12 protein-coding genes are annotated in these 18,711 nt (G+C 68.2%); 2 read left to right on the forward strand and 10 right to left on the reverse strand.

Annotated features, from left to right (window positions below):
- Nucleotides 1-36: 36 nt before the first annotated feature.
- The 10 genes from ACWGIF_RS09030 to acnA all read right to left on the reverse strand — a co-directional run bounded on the left by ACWGIF_RS09030 (nucleotide 37) and on the right by acnA (nucleotide 15,324).
- Complete coding sequence (locus ACWGIF_RS09030) at nucleotides 37-1,521, reverse strand: amino acid permease (protein WP_453493259.1); 1,485 nt, start codon at nucleotides 1,519-1,521, stop codon at nucleotides 37-39.
- A 164-nt stretch (nucleotides 1,522-1,685) separates the two neighbouring features.
- Complete coding sequence (dxs, locus tag ACWGIF_RS09035) at nucleotides 1,686-3,602, reverse strand: 1-deoxy-D-xylulose-5-phosphate synthase (RefSeq protein ID WP_453493262.1); 1,917 nt, start codon at nucleotides 3,600-3,602, stop codon at nucleotides 1,686-1,688.
- Nucleotides 3,603-3,865: 263 nt separating this feature from the next.
- On the reverse strand, nucleotides 3,866-5,155 hold the full coding sequence (locus tag ACWGIF_RS09040) for a sugar ABC transporter permease (RefSeq protein WP_453493510.1): 1,290 nt from the start codon (nucleotides 5,153-5,155) through the stop codon (nucleotides 3,866-3,868).
- 26 nt (nucleotides 5,156-5,181) lie between these two features.
- Nucleotides 5,182-5,970 carry an ATP-binding cassette domain-containing protein gene (locus tag ACWGIF_RS09045; RefSeq protein WP_453493265.1) on the reverse strand — a complete coding sequence of 263 codons (789 nt, stop codon included), beginning with the start codon at nucleotides 5,968-5,970 and terminating at the stop codon, nucleotides 5,182-5,184.
- Between the two features lie 158 nt (nucleotides 5,971-6,128).
- Nucleotides 6,129-7,244 carry a sugar ABC transporter substrate-binding protein gene (locus ACWGIF_RS09050; RefSeq protein WP_453493268.1) on the reverse strand — a complete coding sequence of 372 codons (1,116 nt, stop codon included), beginning with the start codon at nucleotides 7,242-7,244 and terminating at the stop codon, nucleotides 6,129-6,131.
- Nucleotides 7,245-7,361: 117 nt separating this feature from the next.
- Nucleotides 7,362-8,576 carry an ROK family transcriptional regulator gene (locus ACWGIF_RS09055; protein ID WP_453493271.1) on the reverse strand — a complete coding sequence of 405 codons (1,215 nt, stop codon included), beginning with the start codon at nucleotides 8,574-8,576 and terminating at the stop codon, nucleotides 7,362-7,364.
- A gap of 358 nt (nucleotides 8,577-8,934) precedes the next feature.
- Nucleotides 8,935-9,861 carry a carbohydrate ABC transporter permease gene (locus ACWGIF_RS09060; protein ID WP_453493274.1) on the reverse strand — a complete coding sequence of 309 codons (927 nt, stop codon included), beginning with the start codon at nucleotides 9,859-9,861 and terminating at the stop codon, nucleotides 8,935-8,937.
- A gap of 14 nt (nucleotides 9,862-9,875) precedes the next feature.
- Nucleotides 9,876-10,820 carry a carbohydrate ABC transporter permease gene (locus tag ACWGIF_RS09065; protein WP_453493277.1) on the reverse strand — a complete coding sequence of 315 codons (945 nt, stop codon included), beginning with the start codon at nucleotides 10,818-10,820 and terminating at the stop codon, nucleotides 9,876-9,878.
- Nucleotides 10,821-10,861: 41 nt separating this feature from the next.
- Nucleotides 10,862-12,292 (reverse strand): N-acetylglucosamine/diacetylchitobiose ABC transporter substrate-binding protein, encoded by a 1,431-nt coding sequence (ngcE, locus tag ACWGIF_RS09070; RefSeq protein ID WP_453493280.1) that lies wholly within the window; start codon nucleotides 12,290-12,292, stop codon nucleotides 10,862-10,864.
- 314 nt (nucleotides 12,293-12,606) lie between these two features.
- A complete protein-coding gene (acnA, locus tag ACWGIF_RS09075) occupies nucleotides 12,607-15,324 on the reverse strand; it encodes an aconitate hydratase AcnA (RefSeq protein ID WP_453493283.1) in 2,718 nt (905 codons plus the stop codon).
- A gap of 585 nt (nucleotides 15,325-15,909) precedes the next feature.
- On the opposite strand from acnA, the gene ACWGIF_RS09080 reads away from it, so the two are divergent.
- Nucleotides 15,910-16,392, forward strand: coding sequence for a MarR family winged helix-turn-helix transcriptional regulator (locus tag ACWGIF_RS09080; RefSeq protein WP_453493286.1), 483 nt, complete (start codon nucleotides 15,910-15,912; stop codon nucleotides 16,390-16,392).
- An 84-nt stretch (nucleotides 16,393-16,476) separates the two neighbouring features.
- Entirely contained in the window at nucleotides 16,477-18,006 is a 1,530-nt protein-coding gene (locus ACWGIF_RS09085) for a helix-turn-helix domain-containing protein (protein ID WP_453493289.1), read from the forward strand.
- Nucleotides 18,007-18,711: the final 705 nt, after the last annotated feature.

Below are 18,711 nucleotides of genomic sequence, written 5' to 3' on the forward strand. Positions count from 1 at the left end.
GTTCGGCCGGCTTCCGGCTTTTCACCCTGCGGAACGTCAGAACTTCGCGTCCGCGCCGACCTTGCCGAGGCGGCTGTTGCGGCGTCCGTAGATGAAGTAGACGACGATGCCGATCGCCATCCAGATCCCGAAGCGCGCCCAGGTCTCGGTCGGCAGGTTGAGCATCAGCCAGAGCGAGGCCGCGATCGACAGGATCGGGACGAAGGGCACCCAGGGGGTGCGGAAGGCACGGTGCAGGTCGGGGCGCGTCCGGCGCAGGATGATCACGCCGAGGGCGACCACCACGAAGGCGAACAGGGTGCCGATGTTCACCAGTTCCGCGAGCTTCTTGAGGCTGGTGAAGCCCGCGACGACGGCGATGACCCCACCGAGCAGGAGCGTCGCCCGGTAGGGGGTGCGGTACTTGGGGTGGGTGACGGAGAAGACGCGCGGCAGGAGGCCGTCACGGCTCATCGCGAAGAACACCCGGGTCTGGCCGAGCAGCAGGATCATGCACACGGTGATCAGCCCGACGGACGCACCGAGACTGATGGCGCCGGCGAAGAAGGGCTGGCCCACGGATTTGAAGGCTTCGGCGAGCGGGGCGCTCGGCGACATCTCCGAGTATTTCTGCATGCCGGTGACCACCAGCGTCACGGCGACGTAGAGCACCGTGCAGATCAGCAGCGAGCCGAGGATGCCGCGCGGCATGTCCCGCTGGGGGTTCTTGGTCTCCTCGGCCGCCGTGGCCACGACGTCGAAGCCGATGAAGGCGAAGAAGATGAGCGAGGCCGCGGTGAAGATGCCCATGACGCCGAAGTTGGTCGGCGCGTAGCCGAAGAGCACCTGGACCAGCGGCGCGTGCCACCCGCTGCCCGCGGGCTGCGGTTCGGCCGGAGGGATGAACGGGGAATAGTTGTCGGCCGTGATGAAGAACAGGCCCGCGATGATGACCAGCATCACCACGGTGACCTTGATGGCGACCACGATCGCGGTGATCCGCGCCGAGAGCTTCGTCCCGATGACCAGGACCGCGGTCAGCACCAGGATCAGCAGGAAGGCCAGCAGGTCGAAGGATCCGCCCGCGTCGGGCCCGGAGAGCGCGGCTGGCAGGTCCCAGCCGAGGTTGGTGTGCATGAGGCTGCGCACGTACCCGGACCAGCCGACCGCCACGACGGCGGTGCCGAGCGCGAACTCGAGCACGAGGTCCCACCCGATGATCCAGGCGGGCAGCTCGCCGATCGAGGCGTACGCGAAGGTGTACGCCGATCCGGCCACCGGCACGGTGGACGCGAACTCGGCGTAGCAGAGCGCCGCGAGGGCGCAGACGATGCCCGCTGCCACGAAGGCGAGGGCGGTGGCGGGTCCGGCGTTGTTCCGGGCAGCGATGCCCGTGAGCACGAAGATGCCGGTGCCGATGATGACACCCACACCGAACACCGTCAGGTCCCAGGCGGAGAGCGACTTCCGGAGCGCGTGTTCCGGCTCCTCCGTGTCACGGATGGACTGCTCCACCGTCTTGGTGCGGAAGGGGCTGTTCATATCCCTACTCACCAACGCACCTCCGAAAGGTGTCGACGCACGCGAACGGGCCGGGAGGCCCACTCCTCAAGAGTGATCTCCCGGCCCGTGACGTGCAACCGCGCGGCGATCTAGGGGCAGCCGCCAAGTGGCCGTACCGGCCATGGACGGGGGCGCCCAGGGTCCTAGTCGCAGGCGGCGGCCGGCTCGCTGTCGTAGCGGCCGTCGAGCTTGGCGACCAGGCCCGTGACCTGCCGGGCGATGTCCGGAGCGGTCAGCCCGATCTCGGCCATGACCTCCTTGCGGGAGGCGTGGTCGAGGAAGCGCTGCGGGATGCCGAAGTCGCGCAGCGGTACGTCGACCCCCGCGTCCCGCAGGGCCTGCGAGACGGCGGAGCCGACGCCGCCGGTCCGGCCGTTGTCCTCGACGGTGACGACCACGCGGTGGCGGTCGGCCAGCGGTGCCAGCGCCTCGTCCACGGGCTTGACCCAGCGCGGGTCGACCACGGTCGTGGTGATGCCCTGCCTGTCCAGCAGGTCGGCGATCTCCAGGCACATCGGGGCGAGCGCACCGACCGAGACGAGCAGTACGTCCGGACGGGTGACGTCGGCCCCGGGAGCGCGCAGCACGTCCATGCCTCCGATGCGGCCGACGGCCGGGACGGCCGGGCCGACGACGCCCTTCGAGTAGCGCACGACGGTCGGCGCGTCCTCGACCTGGACGGCCTCGCGCAGCTGGGCGCGCAGCTGCTCGGCGTCACGCGGGGCGGCCAGCCGCAGCCCTGGCACGACCTGCATGATCGACATGTCCCACATGCCGTTGTGGGAGGCGCCGTCCGTGCCGGTGACACCGGCGCGGTCCAGGACGAAGGTGACCCCGCACTTGTGCAGGGCGACGTCCATCAGGACCTGGTCGAAGGCCCGGTTGAGGAAGGTGGCGTACACCGCGAAGACCGGGTGGGCCCCGCCGGTCGCCAGGCCCGCCGCCGAAGTGGCGCCGTGCTGCTCGGCGATGCCGACGTCGTAGATGCGGTCCGGGAAGGCGTCCGCGAACTTCTTCAGACCGACCGGCTGGAGCATGGCCGCGGTGATCGCGACGATGTCCTTGCGCTCCTTGCCGAGCTTGACCATCTCGTCGGCGAAGACGGAGGTCCAGCTGGCGGCGTCGGTGGAGACCGGCAGGCCGGTGTCGGGGTGGATCGGGCCGATGCCGTGGAAACGGTCGGCCTCGTCCTGCTCCGCGTGGGTGTAGCCCCGGCCCTTCTGGGTGAGGCAGTGCACGATGACCGGGCCGCTGAAGCGCTTGGCGCGCTGCAGGGCGGACTCCAGGGCATCGATGTCGTGGCCGTCGATGGGCCCGATGTACTTCAGGCCCAGGTCCTCGAACATGCCCTGCGGGGCGATGAAGTCCTTGAGGCCCTTCTTGGCGCCGTGCAGGGTCTCGAAGAGCGGCTTCCCGACGACGGGGGTGCGCTCCAGGATCTCCTTGCCGCGTGCCAGGAAGCGCTCGTAGCCGTCCGTGGTGCGCAGGGTCGCCAGGTGGTTCGCGAGACCGCCGATGGTGGGGCCGTACGAGCGCTCGTTGTCGTTGACGACGATGACCAGCGGGCGGTCCTTGGCGGCGGCGATGTTGTTCAGCGCCTCCCAGGCCATGCCGCCGGTCAGCGCGCCGTCGCCGATGACGGCGGCGACGTGGTGGTCCTCGCGGCCCAGCACCTCGTTGGCCTTGGCCAGGCCGTCGGCCCAGCCCAGCACGGTGGAGGCGTGCGAGTTCTCGATCACGTCGTGGTCGGACTCGGCGCGCGAGGGATAGCCGGACAGGCCGCCCTTGGAGCGCAGGCCCGCGAAGTCCTGGCGGCCCGTGAGCAGCTTGTGGACGTAGGCCTGGTGGCCGGTGTCGAAGAGGACCTTGTCCTTGGGCGAGTCGAAGACCCGGTGCAGGGCGATCGTCAGTTCGACCACCCCGAGGTTGGGGCCGAGGTGCCCGCCGGTCTTGGAGACGGCGTCGACGAGGAAGGACCTGATCTCGGCGGCGAGCTGTTCGAGCTCCTCCTGGCTGAGCCGGTCCAGATCGCGCGGTCCCTTGATGCGGGTCAGCAGCACCCGTGCCTCCTTGCAGTTGCTTGCTGGTCTGTCGAGTCTAATGTTCCGCCCGCGGGCCCGGTCATCGGGCCGTCCCGGCGGAGTCACACCTTTGTCATACATGTACGCACGACTGTGCGGCCACACATCACAAACGGGCGTATACCCGCACAGGAGTACCCGCCACGCGTACGCACGGATGCCCGGCGCCACACGAAGTGGCACCGGGCACTGTGACCGTTCTTACCGCCGGACGTCGCTCCGGCGCGCAGTCGGACGCACCGTCAGGCGCGTCCGGCCGTCTTCTGGGTCTTGCGCGTGATCGAGTCGATCACCACGGTGGCCAGCAGCACCGCACCGGTGATCATGTACTGGATCGGCGTCGCGATGCCCTCCAGGGCCAGACCGTACTGGATCGAGACGATGACCATGACGCCGAGGAGGGCGTTCCAGGTCCGGCCCCGGCCGCCGAAGAGGCTGGTGCCGCCGATGACGGCCGCCGCGATCACGTTCATCAGCAGATCGCCGGCGCCGGCGCTCTGGTTGGCCGCCGCGATCTTCGAGGCCCAGAACAGACCGCCGATGGCGGCGAAGGTGCTGGAGATCGCGAAGACCGTGATCCGGATCCGGGTGACGTTGATGCCCGCGCGGCGGGAGGCCTCGACGCTGCCACCCAGCGCGAAAACGTTTCGCCCGAAGGTCGTGCGGCGCAGCACGAAGTCCGTGACGACCAGGGCCAGCAGGAAGACCACCACCGCGAGCGGCAGGCCCTTGTACTGGTTGAACAGCACGGCGGGACCGAAGGCGAACACCGCGAGCAGGCCGGTGCGCAGCAGGATCTCGGCGAGCGGCCGGGAGGGCATCCCGGCCGCCTCGCGGCGCCTCGCGTCGAGGAAGGCCGCGAGGAAGTAACCGGCCACCGCGAGCGTGGCCAGCGCGTACGCGACGGCCACGTCCGAGAAGAAGTACGTGGTCAGCTGGCCGACCACGCCGTCGGAGTCGATGTTGATCGTGCCGTTGCTGCCGAGGATCTGCAGCATCGCGCCCAGCCAGAAGAGCAGGCCCGACAGGGTGACGGCGAAGGCCGGGGCACCGATCCTGGCGAAGAAGAAGCCGTGGATGCAGCCGATCAGGGCGCCTCCGGCGATGGCCGCCAGGATCGCCAGCCACTCGTTCATACCGTGGGTGACGGCGAGGACGGCGACGATCGCGCCCGAGACGCCGCTGACCGAGCCGACCGAGAGGTCGATCTCGCCGAGCAGCAGCACGAAGATGATGCCGATGGCGATCATGCCGGTGCCGGTCATCGTGATCGCGATGTTGCTGAGGTTCTCCGGGGAGAGGAAGTTCTCGTTCAGCCCCTGGAAGATGGACCAGATGATGACCAGGCCGATGACGACCGGGATGGAACCCAGGTCGCCGGCCTTCATCTTGCGCTTGAACTCGCCCACGTATCCGGCGAGGCCCTGCTCCCTGACGAGCAGGCGGGGGTCCACGGCCGGGATCGCGTCGTGCGCGGCCGCGGGGTTGACCGGATCGATGTGCTCCTGCTTGTCGACGGGGCCCTTGCCCAGTGGACCGGTGGCAGGGTTCTGGGTGCTCACTTGCCGGCCTCCGAGGTGCGGGCCGCCCGGCGGGTCACGGCGTTGTCCGTGGCACCGGTGATGGCGGAGATGATCTCTTCCTGCGAGGTGTCGGCGACATTGAAGACACCGTTGTTGCGGCCCAGCCGCAGGACCGCCACCTTGTCGGCGACGGCCTTCACATCGGCCATGTTGTGGCTGATGAGGATGACGGCGTGGCCGCGCTCGCGCAGCCGCTCCACCAGGTCGAGGACCTGGGCCGTCTGCTCGACGCCGAGGGCGGCGGTGGGCTCGTCGAGGATGACGAGCTGGGGCTCGCCCAGCATGGAGCGGGCGATCGCCACGGTCTGGCGCTGACCGCCGGAGAGCGAGGCGATGGGGATACGGACACTGGGGATCCGGATGGACAGGGTGGTCAGGAGCTCGCGGGCGCGGCGCTCCATCTCCACCTCGTCGAGGACGCCGAACTTCTTGAGCTCCCGGCCGAGGAAGAGGTTGCCGACGACATCGATGTTGTCGCACAGCGCCAGGTCCTGGTAGACCGTCGCGATGCCCAGGTTCTGGGCGTCGTGGGGCTTGCCGATGGAGACCGGGCGGCCCTGCCACTCGATGACACCGTCATCGATGGGGTGCACGCCGGCGATCGTCTTGACCAGCGTGGACTTGCCGGCACCGTTGTCGCCGACCAGGGCGACCACTTCACCGGAGTGGATCTCGAGTTCTACGTCGGTCAGGGCCTGAACGGCGCCGAACCGCTTCGAGACCCCTCGCAACGCCAGCACGGGCGCAGCGGACACATGAACCATCTCCTTCGCCGCCTGACCGGCGGGGATGTCGTGCAAAAAGAGCAGGAGCGGGGCGAATGGGGGAACGTTTCTGCCCGGCGCCCCGCCGGTGGCGGGGATGAGTGGGCGGGGCGCCGGTCAGGCACGGGGGCCGCCTCACGGGGAGGCGACGGGGGCCGCTACTTCAGGCCGAGGGCGGCGCAGGCGGCCGCGTACTTGTCGGTGCAGATCTCTGCGACCGTGTAGACGCCGTCCTTGACGACGGTGTCGTTGATGTTGCCCTTGGTGAGCGAGACGACCGGGATCAGCACGGACGGAACGCCCTTGTTGGTCGGGCTGTCGACCGTGGAGGTGGTGACGCCTTCGAGCTTCTCGCCCTTGGCGAGGGCGACGGCCATCTTCGCGGCGGCCTCGGCCTCGGGGGCGTACGGCTTGTAGACGCTCATGAACTGCTCGCCCGCGACGATCCGCTGCACACCGGCGAGTTCGGCGTCCTGGCCGGTGACCGGCGGCAGGGGGGACACACCGGCGGCCTTGAGGGCGGTGATGATGCCGCCCGCCATGCCGTCGTTGGCCGAGTAGACGCCGACGACCTTGTCCTTGCCGAGCGCGGAGAGGGCGGCCGCCATGTTGGTGTTGGCGTTCTCCGGCTTCCACTCGACGGTGTCGTACTCCTTGCCGACGTTCACCTTGCCGTCGAGGACGGAGTGCGCGCCGGACTTGAAGAGCTTGGCGTTCGGGTCGGTGACCGAACCGTTCATCATGACGATCTGGCCGTCCTTGGCCTTGTCGCCCAGCGCCTCGATAAGCGCCTTGCCCTGGACCTTGCCGACCTCTTCGTTGTCGAAGGAGGTGTAGGCGTCGATCGGGCCCTCGGCCAGACGGTCGTAGGCGATGACCGGGATGCCGGCGTCCTTGGCCTTCTTGACCGAGCCCGCGATGGCCTTGGAGTCCACCGCGTCGATGATCAGGACGTCCACCTTGTTGGTGATCATCGTGTCGACCTGGGAGTTCTGGGTGGTCGCGTCCTGCTTGGCGTTGGCGTAGACGACCTCGCCCTTGCCGCCGGTGAGCTCCGCGACCTTCTTCTCGATCAGCGGCTTGTCGAACTTCTCGTAACGCGCGGTCTGGTTCTCCGGCAGGAGCAGACCGACCTTGATCGCGTCCCCCTTGGCAGCGCCGGAGGCTTCCTTCGTCTTGTCGCCGGCCTCCTTCGCACTGCCACAAGCGGCGAGCGAAACGGCCATGGCACCGGCGGCAACAGCTACGGCGGCTCTGCGCATACGCGTGTTCATTACTTGAACCTCCCTGACGAGGCCGCAGCACTGCGGCCGAGGTGGATGTGAGTCAACCCCGGCCGCGTTTTGCCGTCAAGGAGTGAATACTTAACGAGATGACAACGGTGCCATCCGTTATCTACCTGAAGGCAAGACGGCTGGAGCTCGCACTCCACTTCCATGGTCTGACAAAAGCGTCGAATCGCCCATCTCGCTGAGGACGAGCGCCAGTGCGCCCAGCACCTCGGCGCGCCCGCCCAAGGACCCCGTCAGCACCGACAACTGCCGGGCCGCACTGGGGATCGCATACCTCCCCACCGATTCGCGGATGGGGGCCAGGACGAGCTCCCCGGCCTCCGCCAGCGAGCCGCCCAACACCACCCGGCTCGGGTTCAGGAGGTTGCAGAGACTGGCCACGGCGCTGCCGATGTGGCGGCCCACGTCCGTGATCACCCGGCGGCAGCCCGGGTCCCCCTCGCGGGCCAGTTCGACCACCCGCTCCATCGTCAGATCACGCCCGTGCGTGCCCTGGAGCAGCGGCAGGACGTACCGGGCGGCGGCGAAGGTCTCCAGGCAGCCGCGGTTGCCGCAGCGGCAGACGGGGCCCGATTCGTCGAGCGTGATGTGCCCGATCTCGCCCGCGGTGCCGCCCGGTCCGCGGTAGATCTGGCCGTTGATCACCAGGCCGGCGCCGACGCCGCTGGCCACCTTGATGTAGGCCAGGTCCTTTACTCCCCGCCCGCTCCCCCAAACGAGTTCACCGAGGGCTCCGAGGTTCGCGTCGTTGTCCACGTACACGGGCACCCCGAGGCGCTGGGAGAGCTCCTGGCGGGGGTTGATTCCCGCCCAGCCCGGCAGGATCGCGGTCGAACCCAGGGTTCCGGACTCCACGTCGATCGGGCCGGGCACGCCGAGGCCGACGCCGATGACCTTCTCCAGGCCGACCCCGATGCCCGCGATCAGCCGCCCGACCAGGGCTTCCGCCCGGTCGAAGCCCTCCGCCCAGGAGGCGTCGACGTCCAGCGGTTCGGACTCCTCGGCCAGCACCTGGTGGGCCAGGTTGCCGACCGCCACCCGCAGGTGGGTGTGGCCGAAGTCGACGCCGATGACGATGCCCGCGTCACCGCTGAGCGAGACGCTGCGCGCCCGGCGGCCGCCGGCCGAGGTGTCGGTGACCTCGACGGTCCCGCCGTCCTTCAGTTCCCGGACGATGTTGGAGACCGTGGCCGCCGACAGTCCGGTGGCGCGGGCGATCTCCGCCTGGGTCAGCGATCCCGCGAGCCGCACCGCCCGCACGACCCGTTCGAGATTCGCGCGATGCAGCGACGACTGCGATCCCGGAGTCTGCACGACTCATCCACTCCTGCCCATAAGCGACGGCCAGCCGTCGCCCCCCGGCCGGGACACATCGCGGCTGCGCGCTCCGAGACCCCGGCGTCTCTCCAACTTGTGAACCTTAAGTCGAGCCTTTGCGCATCCACACGTCAAGAGGCTGACACGGCACGAAACGGTCACTAGCGGACGAAAGAGGGAGAGATCCGGCCCCTTGATCACGCTATGGTCCGCCGAGGCCGGTCCTCTGCGGCCCGGCCGGACCGGGCGCCGTAGGTGACCGCGCTGTGCAGGAAGGTGTTCGGGAGAGCGTCCCGATCGACGTCCTTGCAGCGCCCTCGCCGGCTGCCCCGTTGACGCGCGGGGGGATCACGGCCTACTTGAGGGTGGCGGAGGTCAGACCGGCCTGGATCTGCCGCTGGAAGGACAGGTAGACCACCAGCATCGGGAGCATTGCGATCGTCACACCGGCGAACAGCACCGGCAGGTCGGTCTCGTACCCCTGCTGCTGCTGGAGCTGGATCAGGCCCTGGGTGAGCAGGTAGCGCTCGGGGTCCGATCCCGTCTGGGGCTGCATCAGAACGGAGGGCAGGATGTACTGGTTCCACTGGCCCAGGATGTTGAATATCCCGACGCTGATCAGGCCGGGCTTGGCCATCGGCACCATCACCTGGAAGAAGATCCGGGTGTCCGAGGCCCCGTCGATCACCGCCGCCTCGTGCACCGCCGTCGGCAGCGTGCGGAAGAACGAGTGCATGAAGAAGACGGTGAACGGCATCGAGTAGGCGACGTACACCAGGATCAGGCCCTGGTACGTGTTCAGCATGTCGAACCGCTTGACCATGAAGAACAGCGGGACGAGCGCCAGGAAGACGGGGAACATCGCCCCGCTGACGAAGAAGTAGTAGAGGAACCGGTTCCCCGGGAAGGGGTAGCGGGCCAGCACGTACGCAGCCATCGAGCCGAGCAGCATCGTCAGCGGGACGGAGAACACCATCACGATCAGCGTGTTGGCGAAGTAGTCGCCGATGCCCTTGTCCCAGGCCCGGCCGAAGGCGTCGGCGTTCCAGTGGGCGGGCCAGCTGAGCGCCGAGCCGCCGATCTGCGCGTCGGTCTTGAAGGAGCCGAGCGCCAGCCAGATCAGGGGCAGGACGATCAGTATGGCCCAGACGGCGAGGAAGCCGTGGGAGAAGACGTTGAGGACCATGCCCTCGGAGCGTCCACCGCGCCGTTCCCCGCTCGGGCCGGCTCCGCCGGACCGTTCCGCTGCGGCCTCGCCCGGAGCTTTGACAACTGTGGTCATGGGGGGTCTCCCGCTCAGAACTCGATGCGCTCGCGGCGGGTGGCGCGCAGCGTGATGACGGAAAGGATCATGGTGAGGACGAGCATGACCACGCCCATGGCGCAGGCGTAGCCGCTCTTGCCGAAGTAGAGGAAGTTCCTCATCAGCACCGTCGCCATGACCTCGCTGTGGTGGTCGGGTCCGCCGCCGAACTGGCCCGAGGTCATGGTCGACACCAGGACGAACATGTCCATCGCGGCGATGCCCAGATAGACCGCGGAGGTCTGCACAGAATCCCACAGCAGCGGCAGGGTGACCTTGAAGAAGGTCTGGGCGCGCCCCGCCCCGTCGAGCAGGGCGGCCTCGTAGATGTCCTTGGGGACGGACTGCATGGCCGCCGAGAACAGCACGAGGTAGAAGCCGACGCCGTGCCAGACGACCACGAGGAGCAGGCACCAGAGGACGAGTCGCGGCTCGTTCAGCCACTCGATCGGGTGCAGCCGGTCGACCAGGCCGAGCCGGATGAGGACACCGTTGAGCAGACCGCCCTCGTCGGTGCGGTACACGGCACCGAAGAGCACCGCGAGGATGGCCAGGGAGAGGACCTGCGGGAAGAAGTAGACGATCTTGTAGAAGCCCGACCCCCGCACACCCTGCACGCCGCCGGCCCCGCCCCGCCCGCCCGCGTTCACCATGAAGGCGAAGAAGAGGGCGAGCAGGATGGTGACGACCGGGACGAACACCAGGAGCAGCAGGTTGTGCCACAGGGCGCCGCGGAAGACCTCGTCCTTCATCAGTGCCGCGTAGTTGTCCACTCCGACGAAGTCGAACGTCGGCGACTGGCCCGACCAGTTGGTGAAGGAATAGCCGAACGTCTGTACGTACGGCCAGATGACGAAGGTCAGGTACAGCGCGAGGGGTGCGAGGAGGAAGCCGGCGATGAAGCCGCCCCGCCCCCTGCCCTGGACTACTTGGCTCATGGTGTCCGTCCTGGTGTGCCGGTGACCGGTGGAGCGCGGAGTCAGCTGCGACGGTTGTTCTTGGCGTTCGGGTCCTGCGCCGCCTTGTTTACCGCAGCCTGGGCGCGCTTGATCCACTCCTTCGGCTGGATCCGCTTGGCCATCAGCTCATTGGACGCGTCCTGGATCGCCGTGTCCATCTCGCTGTACCAGTCGGGGTACAGGTAGTTGAACGTGTTCGTCCCGGCCGTCTTGAGGGCCGTCACCGCCGACTGGGTGCCCGGCCGCAGCTTCACGCCCGGGTCCACGCCGTCCTTGACCACGGTGAGCGAGTTGGCCTGCTGGGCGAACATGGTCGACCATTCGCGGGACAGCATCGAACGGATGAACTCCAGGCCGCCGGCCTTGTTGGCGGCCTTCTCCGGGACGATGAAGGGCTCGCCGGCGCCCGCCCGGATGGCCTCGAAGGGCAGCTTGCTGTCGGCCAGCAGCGGAACCGGCAGGAACTGCATGTCGAAGTCTTCGGGAGTCTGCTTGAGCTGCTCGTTCTCCAGCCAGGAGCCGGAGGGGATGAAGGCGGCCTTGTACTGGTTCCAGGCGGTCTGGGACTCCGTGTGGGTCAGGCCGTTGGTGCCGGGGAGCAGCAGGTCCTTCTCGACCACCTCGTAGACCGCCTCGACGGCGGCGAGGGCCGCCGCGCTGCCCTCGAAGGCGTTCGGCTCCAGGTTGTCGATCGCCTTCATGGCGTCCAGACCGCCCTTCTTGGCGATCAGGTCCATGATGACGACGTTGATGTAATACGGGTACTTCCCCTGGTGGGCGAGGCCGCCGATGCCGGCCTCCTTGGCCTTGGCGCAGACCGCGAGGAACTCGTCCCAGGTCTTGGGCGCCGTCCAGCCCTTCTCCTTGAAGAGCTTGCCGGAATACCAGAAGCCGAAGACGGTGTAGACGTAGTTCAGCGAGACGAACTTGCCGCCCTGCGTTCCCTGTTCGACGGTGCCCTCGATCAGCGTGTCCCGGACCTTCTTGCTCGGGTCGTCGAGCGAGGGCGCGTCGAGGACCGGGGTGAGGTCGGCGAGCTGGTTGCTCTTGAAGAGCACGTCCAGCTTGATCCTCTGGGCACCGGAGTTGTCGACGACGTCCGGCGGGTTGCCGCCGTTGAAGCGCGTCTGGAGCTTTCCGGTGATCTCCTGGGTGCCGAGGTGGGAGCTGGTGGTGCCCCACTTCTTGTCGAAGGCGGCCTCCCAGGCCTTGGCGTAGTCGTCGCCGAACCCGCCCTTGAAGACGACGACGTCCATCTTGCTGCCCTTCGCTACTCCGAAGGGGTTCTGCGTGCTGGTCGCGGCCTTGGACGGCCCGCTGGTGGGCTCGCTGCCGCCGGACGCGCAGGCGGACAGGAAGCCCATCGTCGGTACGGTGATCAGGCCGAGTGCGGCAGAGCGCTTGATCAGATCACGGCGGCCGAGGCCCTCACCGGTGGATGCCATGCTCATGTCCTCGCCTTCGTCAGAAGTGGGAAGGAGGCGGGAAATCACGGCAGTTGCCGTGCCTGCGGGCGACGCCGCAGATCCCCGCTGTCCCCCGGGTCCGGGGCCGCTCCTACGAAGCGACCTGGACGCGCACAGGTATAGTCCACTTCCGCTCGCCTCAGCAAGATCGTGCACAAGGTCGACCACCAGCTTTTCCGAGTTGAGACCTGCCCGTCACCTGGCACCGCCGTGACGCAATACGGAAGGGCCGTACCCCCGGAACGGGGATACGGCCCTATGGTGCCGATAAGCGGAGGACGGCTCCGCTTGGCGCGCCCTTAGCCTCGGATGAGGTTGCGGAGCACGTACTGCATGATGCCGCCGTTGCGGTAGTAGTCCGCCTCACCCGGCGTGTCGATGCGGACGACCGCGTCGAACTCCACACCGGTGTCGGTGGTCACCTTGACGGTGCGCGGGGTGGTGCCGTTGTTCAGCTCCTCCACACCGGTGAAGGCGAAGGTCTCCTCGCCGGTCAGGCCCAGGGTGGCGGCCGAGGCGCCCTCCGGGAACTGCAGCGGCAGGACGCCCATGCCGATCAGGTTGGAGCGGTGGATGCGCTCGTAGGACTCGGCGATGACGGCCTTGACGCCGAGCAGCGCGGTGCCCTTGGCGGCCCAGTCGCGGGAGGAGCCGGAGCCGTACTCCTTGCCCGCCAGGATGACCAGCGGGATGCCGGCGGCCTGGTAGTTCTGCGAGGCGTCGTAGATGAAGGAGACCGGCGCGCCCTCGACGGTGAAGTCGCGGGTGAAGCCGCCCTCGGTGCCCGGCGCGATCTGGTTGCGCAGGCGGATGTTGGCGAACGTACCGCGGATCATGACCTCGTGGTTGCCGCGGCGGGAACCGTACGAGTTGAAGTCGCGGCGCTCGACGCCGTGCTCCGTGAGGTACTTGCCGGCCGGGGTGTCGGCCTTGATCGCACCGGCCGGGGAGATGTGGTCGGTGGTGACCGAGTCGCCCAGCTTCGCCAGCACGCGGGCGCCGGCGATGTCGGAGACCGGGGTGGTCTCCATCGTCATGCCCTCGAAGTAAGGGGGCTTGCGGACGTAGGTGGACTGCGGGTCCCACTCGAACGTGTTGCCGGTCGGGATCGACAGCGCCTGCCACTGGGCGTCGCCCGCGAAGACGTCCTGGTAGGACTTGTTGAACATGTCCTCGCCGATGGCGTTCGCCACGACGTCGTTGACCTCGGCCTCGGAGGGCCAGATGTCCTTGAGGAAGACCGGGTTGCCCTCGGTGTCGATGCCGATGGCGTCCTTGGTGACGTCCACCTTCATGGAGCCCGCGATGGCGTACGCGACGACCAGCGGCGGGGAGGCCAGGTAGTTCATCTTGACGTCGGGGTTGATCCGGCCCTCGAAGTTGCGGTTGCCGGAGAGCACCGAGGTGACCGCGAGGTCGTGGTCGTTGATCGCCTTCGAGATCTCCTCGTCCAGCGGACCGGAGTTGCCGATGCAGGTGGTGCAGCCGTACCCGACGAGGTTGAAGCCCATCTTGTCGAGGTACGGGGTCAGGCCGGCCTTGTCGAAGTAGTCGGTGACGACCTTCGAGCCCGGGGCCAGGGTGGTCTTGACCCACGGCTTGCGGGTCAGGCCCTTCTCGACCGCCTTCTTGGCCACGAGCGCCGCGGCGACCATGACGTAGGGGTTCGAGGTGTTGGTGCAGGAGGTGATCGCGGCGACGGTGACGGCGCCGTGGTCGATCTCGAAGGACGAGCCGTCGGCCAGGGTGACCAGGGTCGGCTTCGACGGGGCGCCGTTCGGGTGGTTCGCCGGGGCGTCGGAGGCCGGGAAGGACTCCTTGCCCGCCTCGTCCACGTCGTCCACGTAGTTGCGCACGTCCTGGGCGAACTGCTGGGCGGCGTTGGCCAGGACGATGCGGTCCTGCGGGCGCTTCGGGCCGGCGATGGAGGGGACGACCGTGGAGAGGTCGAGCTCCAGCTTCTCGGAGAAGTCCGGCTCGGCGGCCGGGTCCAGCCACAGGCCCTGCTCCTTGGCGTACGCCTCGACGAGCGCGACCTGCTGGGCGTCGCGGCCGGTCAGGCGCAGGTACTTCAGCGTCTCGTCGTCGATCGGGAAGATCGCGGCGGTGGAGCCGAACTCCGGCGACATGTTGCCGATGGTGGCGCGGTTCGCGAGCGAGGTGGCGGAGACGCCCTCACCGTAGAACTCGACGAACTTGCCGACGACGCCGTGCTTGCGCAGCATCTCGGTGATGGTGAGCACGAGGTCCGTGGCGGTGGTGCCGGTCGGCAGCTCGCCGGTCAGCTTGAAGCCCACGACGCGCGGGATCAGCATGGACACCGGCTGGCCGAGCATCGCGGCCTCGGCCTCGATGCCGCCTACGCCCCAGCCCAGCACGCCCAGGCCGTTGACCATGGTGGTGTGCGAGTCGGTGCCGACGAGGGTGTCCGGGTACGCCTGGCCGTTACGGACCATGACGGTGCGGGCCAGGTGCTCGATGTTGACCTGGTGGACGATGCCGGTGCCCGGGGGGACGACCTTGAACTCGTCGAAGGCGGTCTGGCCCCAGCGCAGGAACTGGTAGCGCTCCTTGTTGCGGCCGTACTCCAGCTCCACGTTCTGGGCGAACGCGTCGTTGGTGCCGAACTTGTCGGCGATGACCGAGTGGTCGATGACCAGCTCGGCCGGGGCCAGCGGGTTGATCTTGGACGGGTCGCCGCCGAGGGCCTTCACGGCCTCGCGCATCGTGGCGAGGTCCACGACGCAGGGGACACCGGTGAAGTCCTGCATGATCACGCGAGCCGGCGTGAACTGGATCTCCTCGCTGGGCTGGGCCTGCGAGTCCCAGTTGCCGAGCGACCGGATGTGGTCGGCGGTGATGTTCGCGCCGTCCTCGGTACGAAGCAGGTTCTCCAGCAGGACCTTCAGGCTGTAGGGAAGGCGGGCGGAGCCCTCGACCTTGTCCAGCTTGAAGATCTCGTACGACTCGTCGCCCACCTGCAGCGTGCTGCGGGCGTCGAAGCTGTTCGCCGACACGACAGTCTCCTTCATGCATGAATTCGCGCGTATTACCGCAATCCTGCCGCCACGCCCCTTGGCCAATCCGCTAAGGTAGGGCTAAGTTAGGTAACCCTTACCAGCGGGGGCGGCTGCGGTACGCCTTCGGCAGATATCTCGATGTCGAGATAACTCTAGTACATGTCCGGGCGCGAGAACGAGGTGCACACCCGGGGGTCTGCTGCGACACACCCTCGATCAGGCCGGGACCGCGCTTCCGCCGGTCGTCTCGGCCTGCCCGGATTCAGCCGGCACGACCGACATGGGGGTCAATTCCGGTTGCAACGACCACCCGTTGGAGTGGACGGGGTCGTCGCCGGGAGTAGTCGCGTGAGAAATCGAGCACATTGCCGGTGACGGACGGCAGGCGGACGCGCCGGCCGGCCCGGGGGGTCGGGGCGATGAGGGCGTGTCGGGGCGCCCGGGCGAGCGACAGCACGGTCGCCTCCGTGCAGGCGACCCCGCGGACCCGCCCGTCGATCCGGGACGGGTCGCCCGCCAGAGCGGGAGAGGAACGAAAAGCCCTATCGTTGGTGACCCTAACGCCATGGGTAACATCGCCCCATGACCACGGAAGAGGACGGAGCCGTCCCCGCGCGGCTGCGAAAGGTGCCCAGCCGCCTGCTGGGGCAGGCCTCCACTCACGCGCAGCGACTGGTATCCGACGCTCTCAATCGGGCAGATGCCCGCAAATGGCACTATGCGGCCCTGGTTGCCCTGGAGGAGTCCGGGCCCGCGAGCCAGGCCACCCTGAGCACCCGCACCGGCATCCACCGCAGCGACCTGGTCGCCGTCATCAACGAACTCGCCGAGCGCGCACTGGTCGAGCGGACCCCCGACCCCGAGGACCGCAGGCGCAATGTCATCACCCTCACCCCGCTCGGCCGGCGGCGGCTGCACAAACTGGAGCACATCCTCGAAGCCGCCCAGGGCGAGTTGCTCGCCCCGCTGTCCCCTGCGGAGCGGGAGCAACTCACCCGTCTGCTGGGCCGGATCGTCGACCATCACGCCCACGGGTACCCCGTCATGGGACCTGACGCTCGATAACACCCGCCCCGACACGCCCGGCTGTACCACCCTTCTGCCACACCCGACACAGGTCGCATCTCATATCTGAGATACGGTGCACCCATGGCAGACGACTACCTCGTACGCATCGGCAAGCTCATCCGTGACGCCCGGCAGCACCGGGGCTGGACACAGAGTCAGCTGGCGGACGCGCTCGGCACCAGCCAGAGCGCAGTGAACCGGATCGAACGCGGCAATCAGAACATCAGCCTTGAGATGATCGCCCGAATCGGTGAAGCGCTCGACAGCGAGATCGTCTCCCTGGGCTATGCCGGCCCGATGCACCTGCGCGTGGTGGGCGGCCGCCGTCTGTCCGGCGCCATCGACGTCAAGACGAGCAAGAACGCGTGCGTCGCCCTGCTCTGCGCCTCACTGCTCAACAAGGGCCGTACGGTGCTGCGGCGGGTGGCCCGCATCGAGGAGGTCTACCGCCTCCTGGAGGTTTTGAACTCCATCGGCGTCCGCACTCGCTGGATCAACGACGGTGTGGACCTGGAGCTCATCCCGCCGGCCCGCCTCGACATGGAGGCCATGGACGCGGACGCGGCCCGCCGGACCCGGAGCATCATCATGTTCCTCGGCCCCCTGCTGCACCGTATGGAAACCTTCCGCCTGCCCTACGCCGGCGGCTGCGACCTCGGCACCCGCACCATCGAGCCGCACATGATCGCCCTGCGTCGCTTCGGCCTGGACATCACCGCGACCGAGGGCATCTACCACGCGAAGGTCGCGACCGCGGTCTCCCCCGACCGCCCGATCGTGCTGACCGAGCGCGGGGACACGGTCACCGAGAACGCGCTGCTGGCCGCCGCCCGGCACGACGGCGTCACCGTCATCCGCAACGCCTCCTCCAACTACATGGTCCAGGACCTGTGCTTCTTCCTGGAGGCGCTGGGCGTCCGGGTCGAGGGCGTCGGCACCACCACGCTCACCGTCCACGGCATCCCGAACATCGACGTGGACGTGGACTACTCCCCCTCCGAGGACCCGGTCGAGGCGATGAGCCTGCTCGCGGCCGCGGTGGTCACGGAGTCGGAGCTGACCATCCGACGGGTCCCGATCGAGTTCATGGAGATCGAGCTCGCGGTACTGGAGGAGATGGGCCTCGACCACGACCGCTCGGCGGAGTACAGCGCCGACAACGGGCGCACCCGCCTGGTCGACCTCACGGTCCGGCCCTCGAAACTCGAAGCCCCGATCGACAAGATCCACCCCATGCCCTTCCCCGGGCTGAACATCGACAACGTCCCCTTCTTCGCGGCCATCGCCGCCGTCGCCCAGGGCCAGACCCTGATCCACGACTGGGTGTACGACAACCGGGCCATCTACCTGACCGACCTGAACCGCCTCGGCGGCCGCCTCCAGCTGCTGGACCCCCACCGCGTCCTGGTCGAGGGCCCCACCCGCTGGCGCGCCGCGGAGATGATGTGCCCGCCGGCCCTGCGCCCGGCGGTGGTCGTCCTCCTCGCGATGATGGCGGCCGAGGGCACCTCGGTCCTGCGCAACGTCTACGTCATCAACCGCGGCTACGAGGAACTGGCCGAGCGCCTCAACTCGGTGGGCGCCCAGATCGAGATCTTCCGGGACATTTAACCCATCTCCGGGTCAGGACGCTCCTGTCCTTCCGGACCGTCTACGGGCCGTCGCCGGTGTCTCCGCCCCACGGAAGACCCCGCCGACGGCCCTCCGCGCTCGCGCCCGACCGTAGGGCATGAGGTGCGGGTAGCCGCAGGGTGAACCCCGGATCTCCGTGACCGAGGTGCTCCGAAAGCGTCTTGACGTTCTCCCGGAGGCCCGAACGGGCCTGGGTGGTGCCAGCACGCGATGACGAACCCGCGCGTCGGTTGCCTCCTGCCCCACCGCTATCCGGGCCAGGACGTAGGCAGTGATGTCCGGCCCGCCTCATCGACGACGAACCAGGGGCAGTCGAGGTCGTCCGTATCGAGTGGTCGGCCCCGGGAAGCCGGTCCACAGCTCGGGGTCGGCCGTTTACCAGGCCTGCTCGATGAGCGCCATGGTGCGGGTCAGGACATGCGGGTCGCAGCGTGCCAGGCAAGCTGGAGTACATGCTCCAGGGCATCGGGTAAAAGGCCCAGGGATACCAGGCCCGCGCAGCGGTGGATTGACAACAGCCAGGCCAGGCTTACGACCGAAACGGGTAAGCGGCGCGCCGAGGAGCTGCTCCGGCAGGGCGCGCTTGACTGGCTACGGGCGGCCGTCGGCGAGAAGGGCTGAGCCCGGACACGAAGGACGAGTTGGAATCCTGAGCGGTGAGGCACCAGGCCTCGTAGCCACAGC

The organism is Streptomyces sp. NPDC054849 (genome assembly GCF_053610945.1).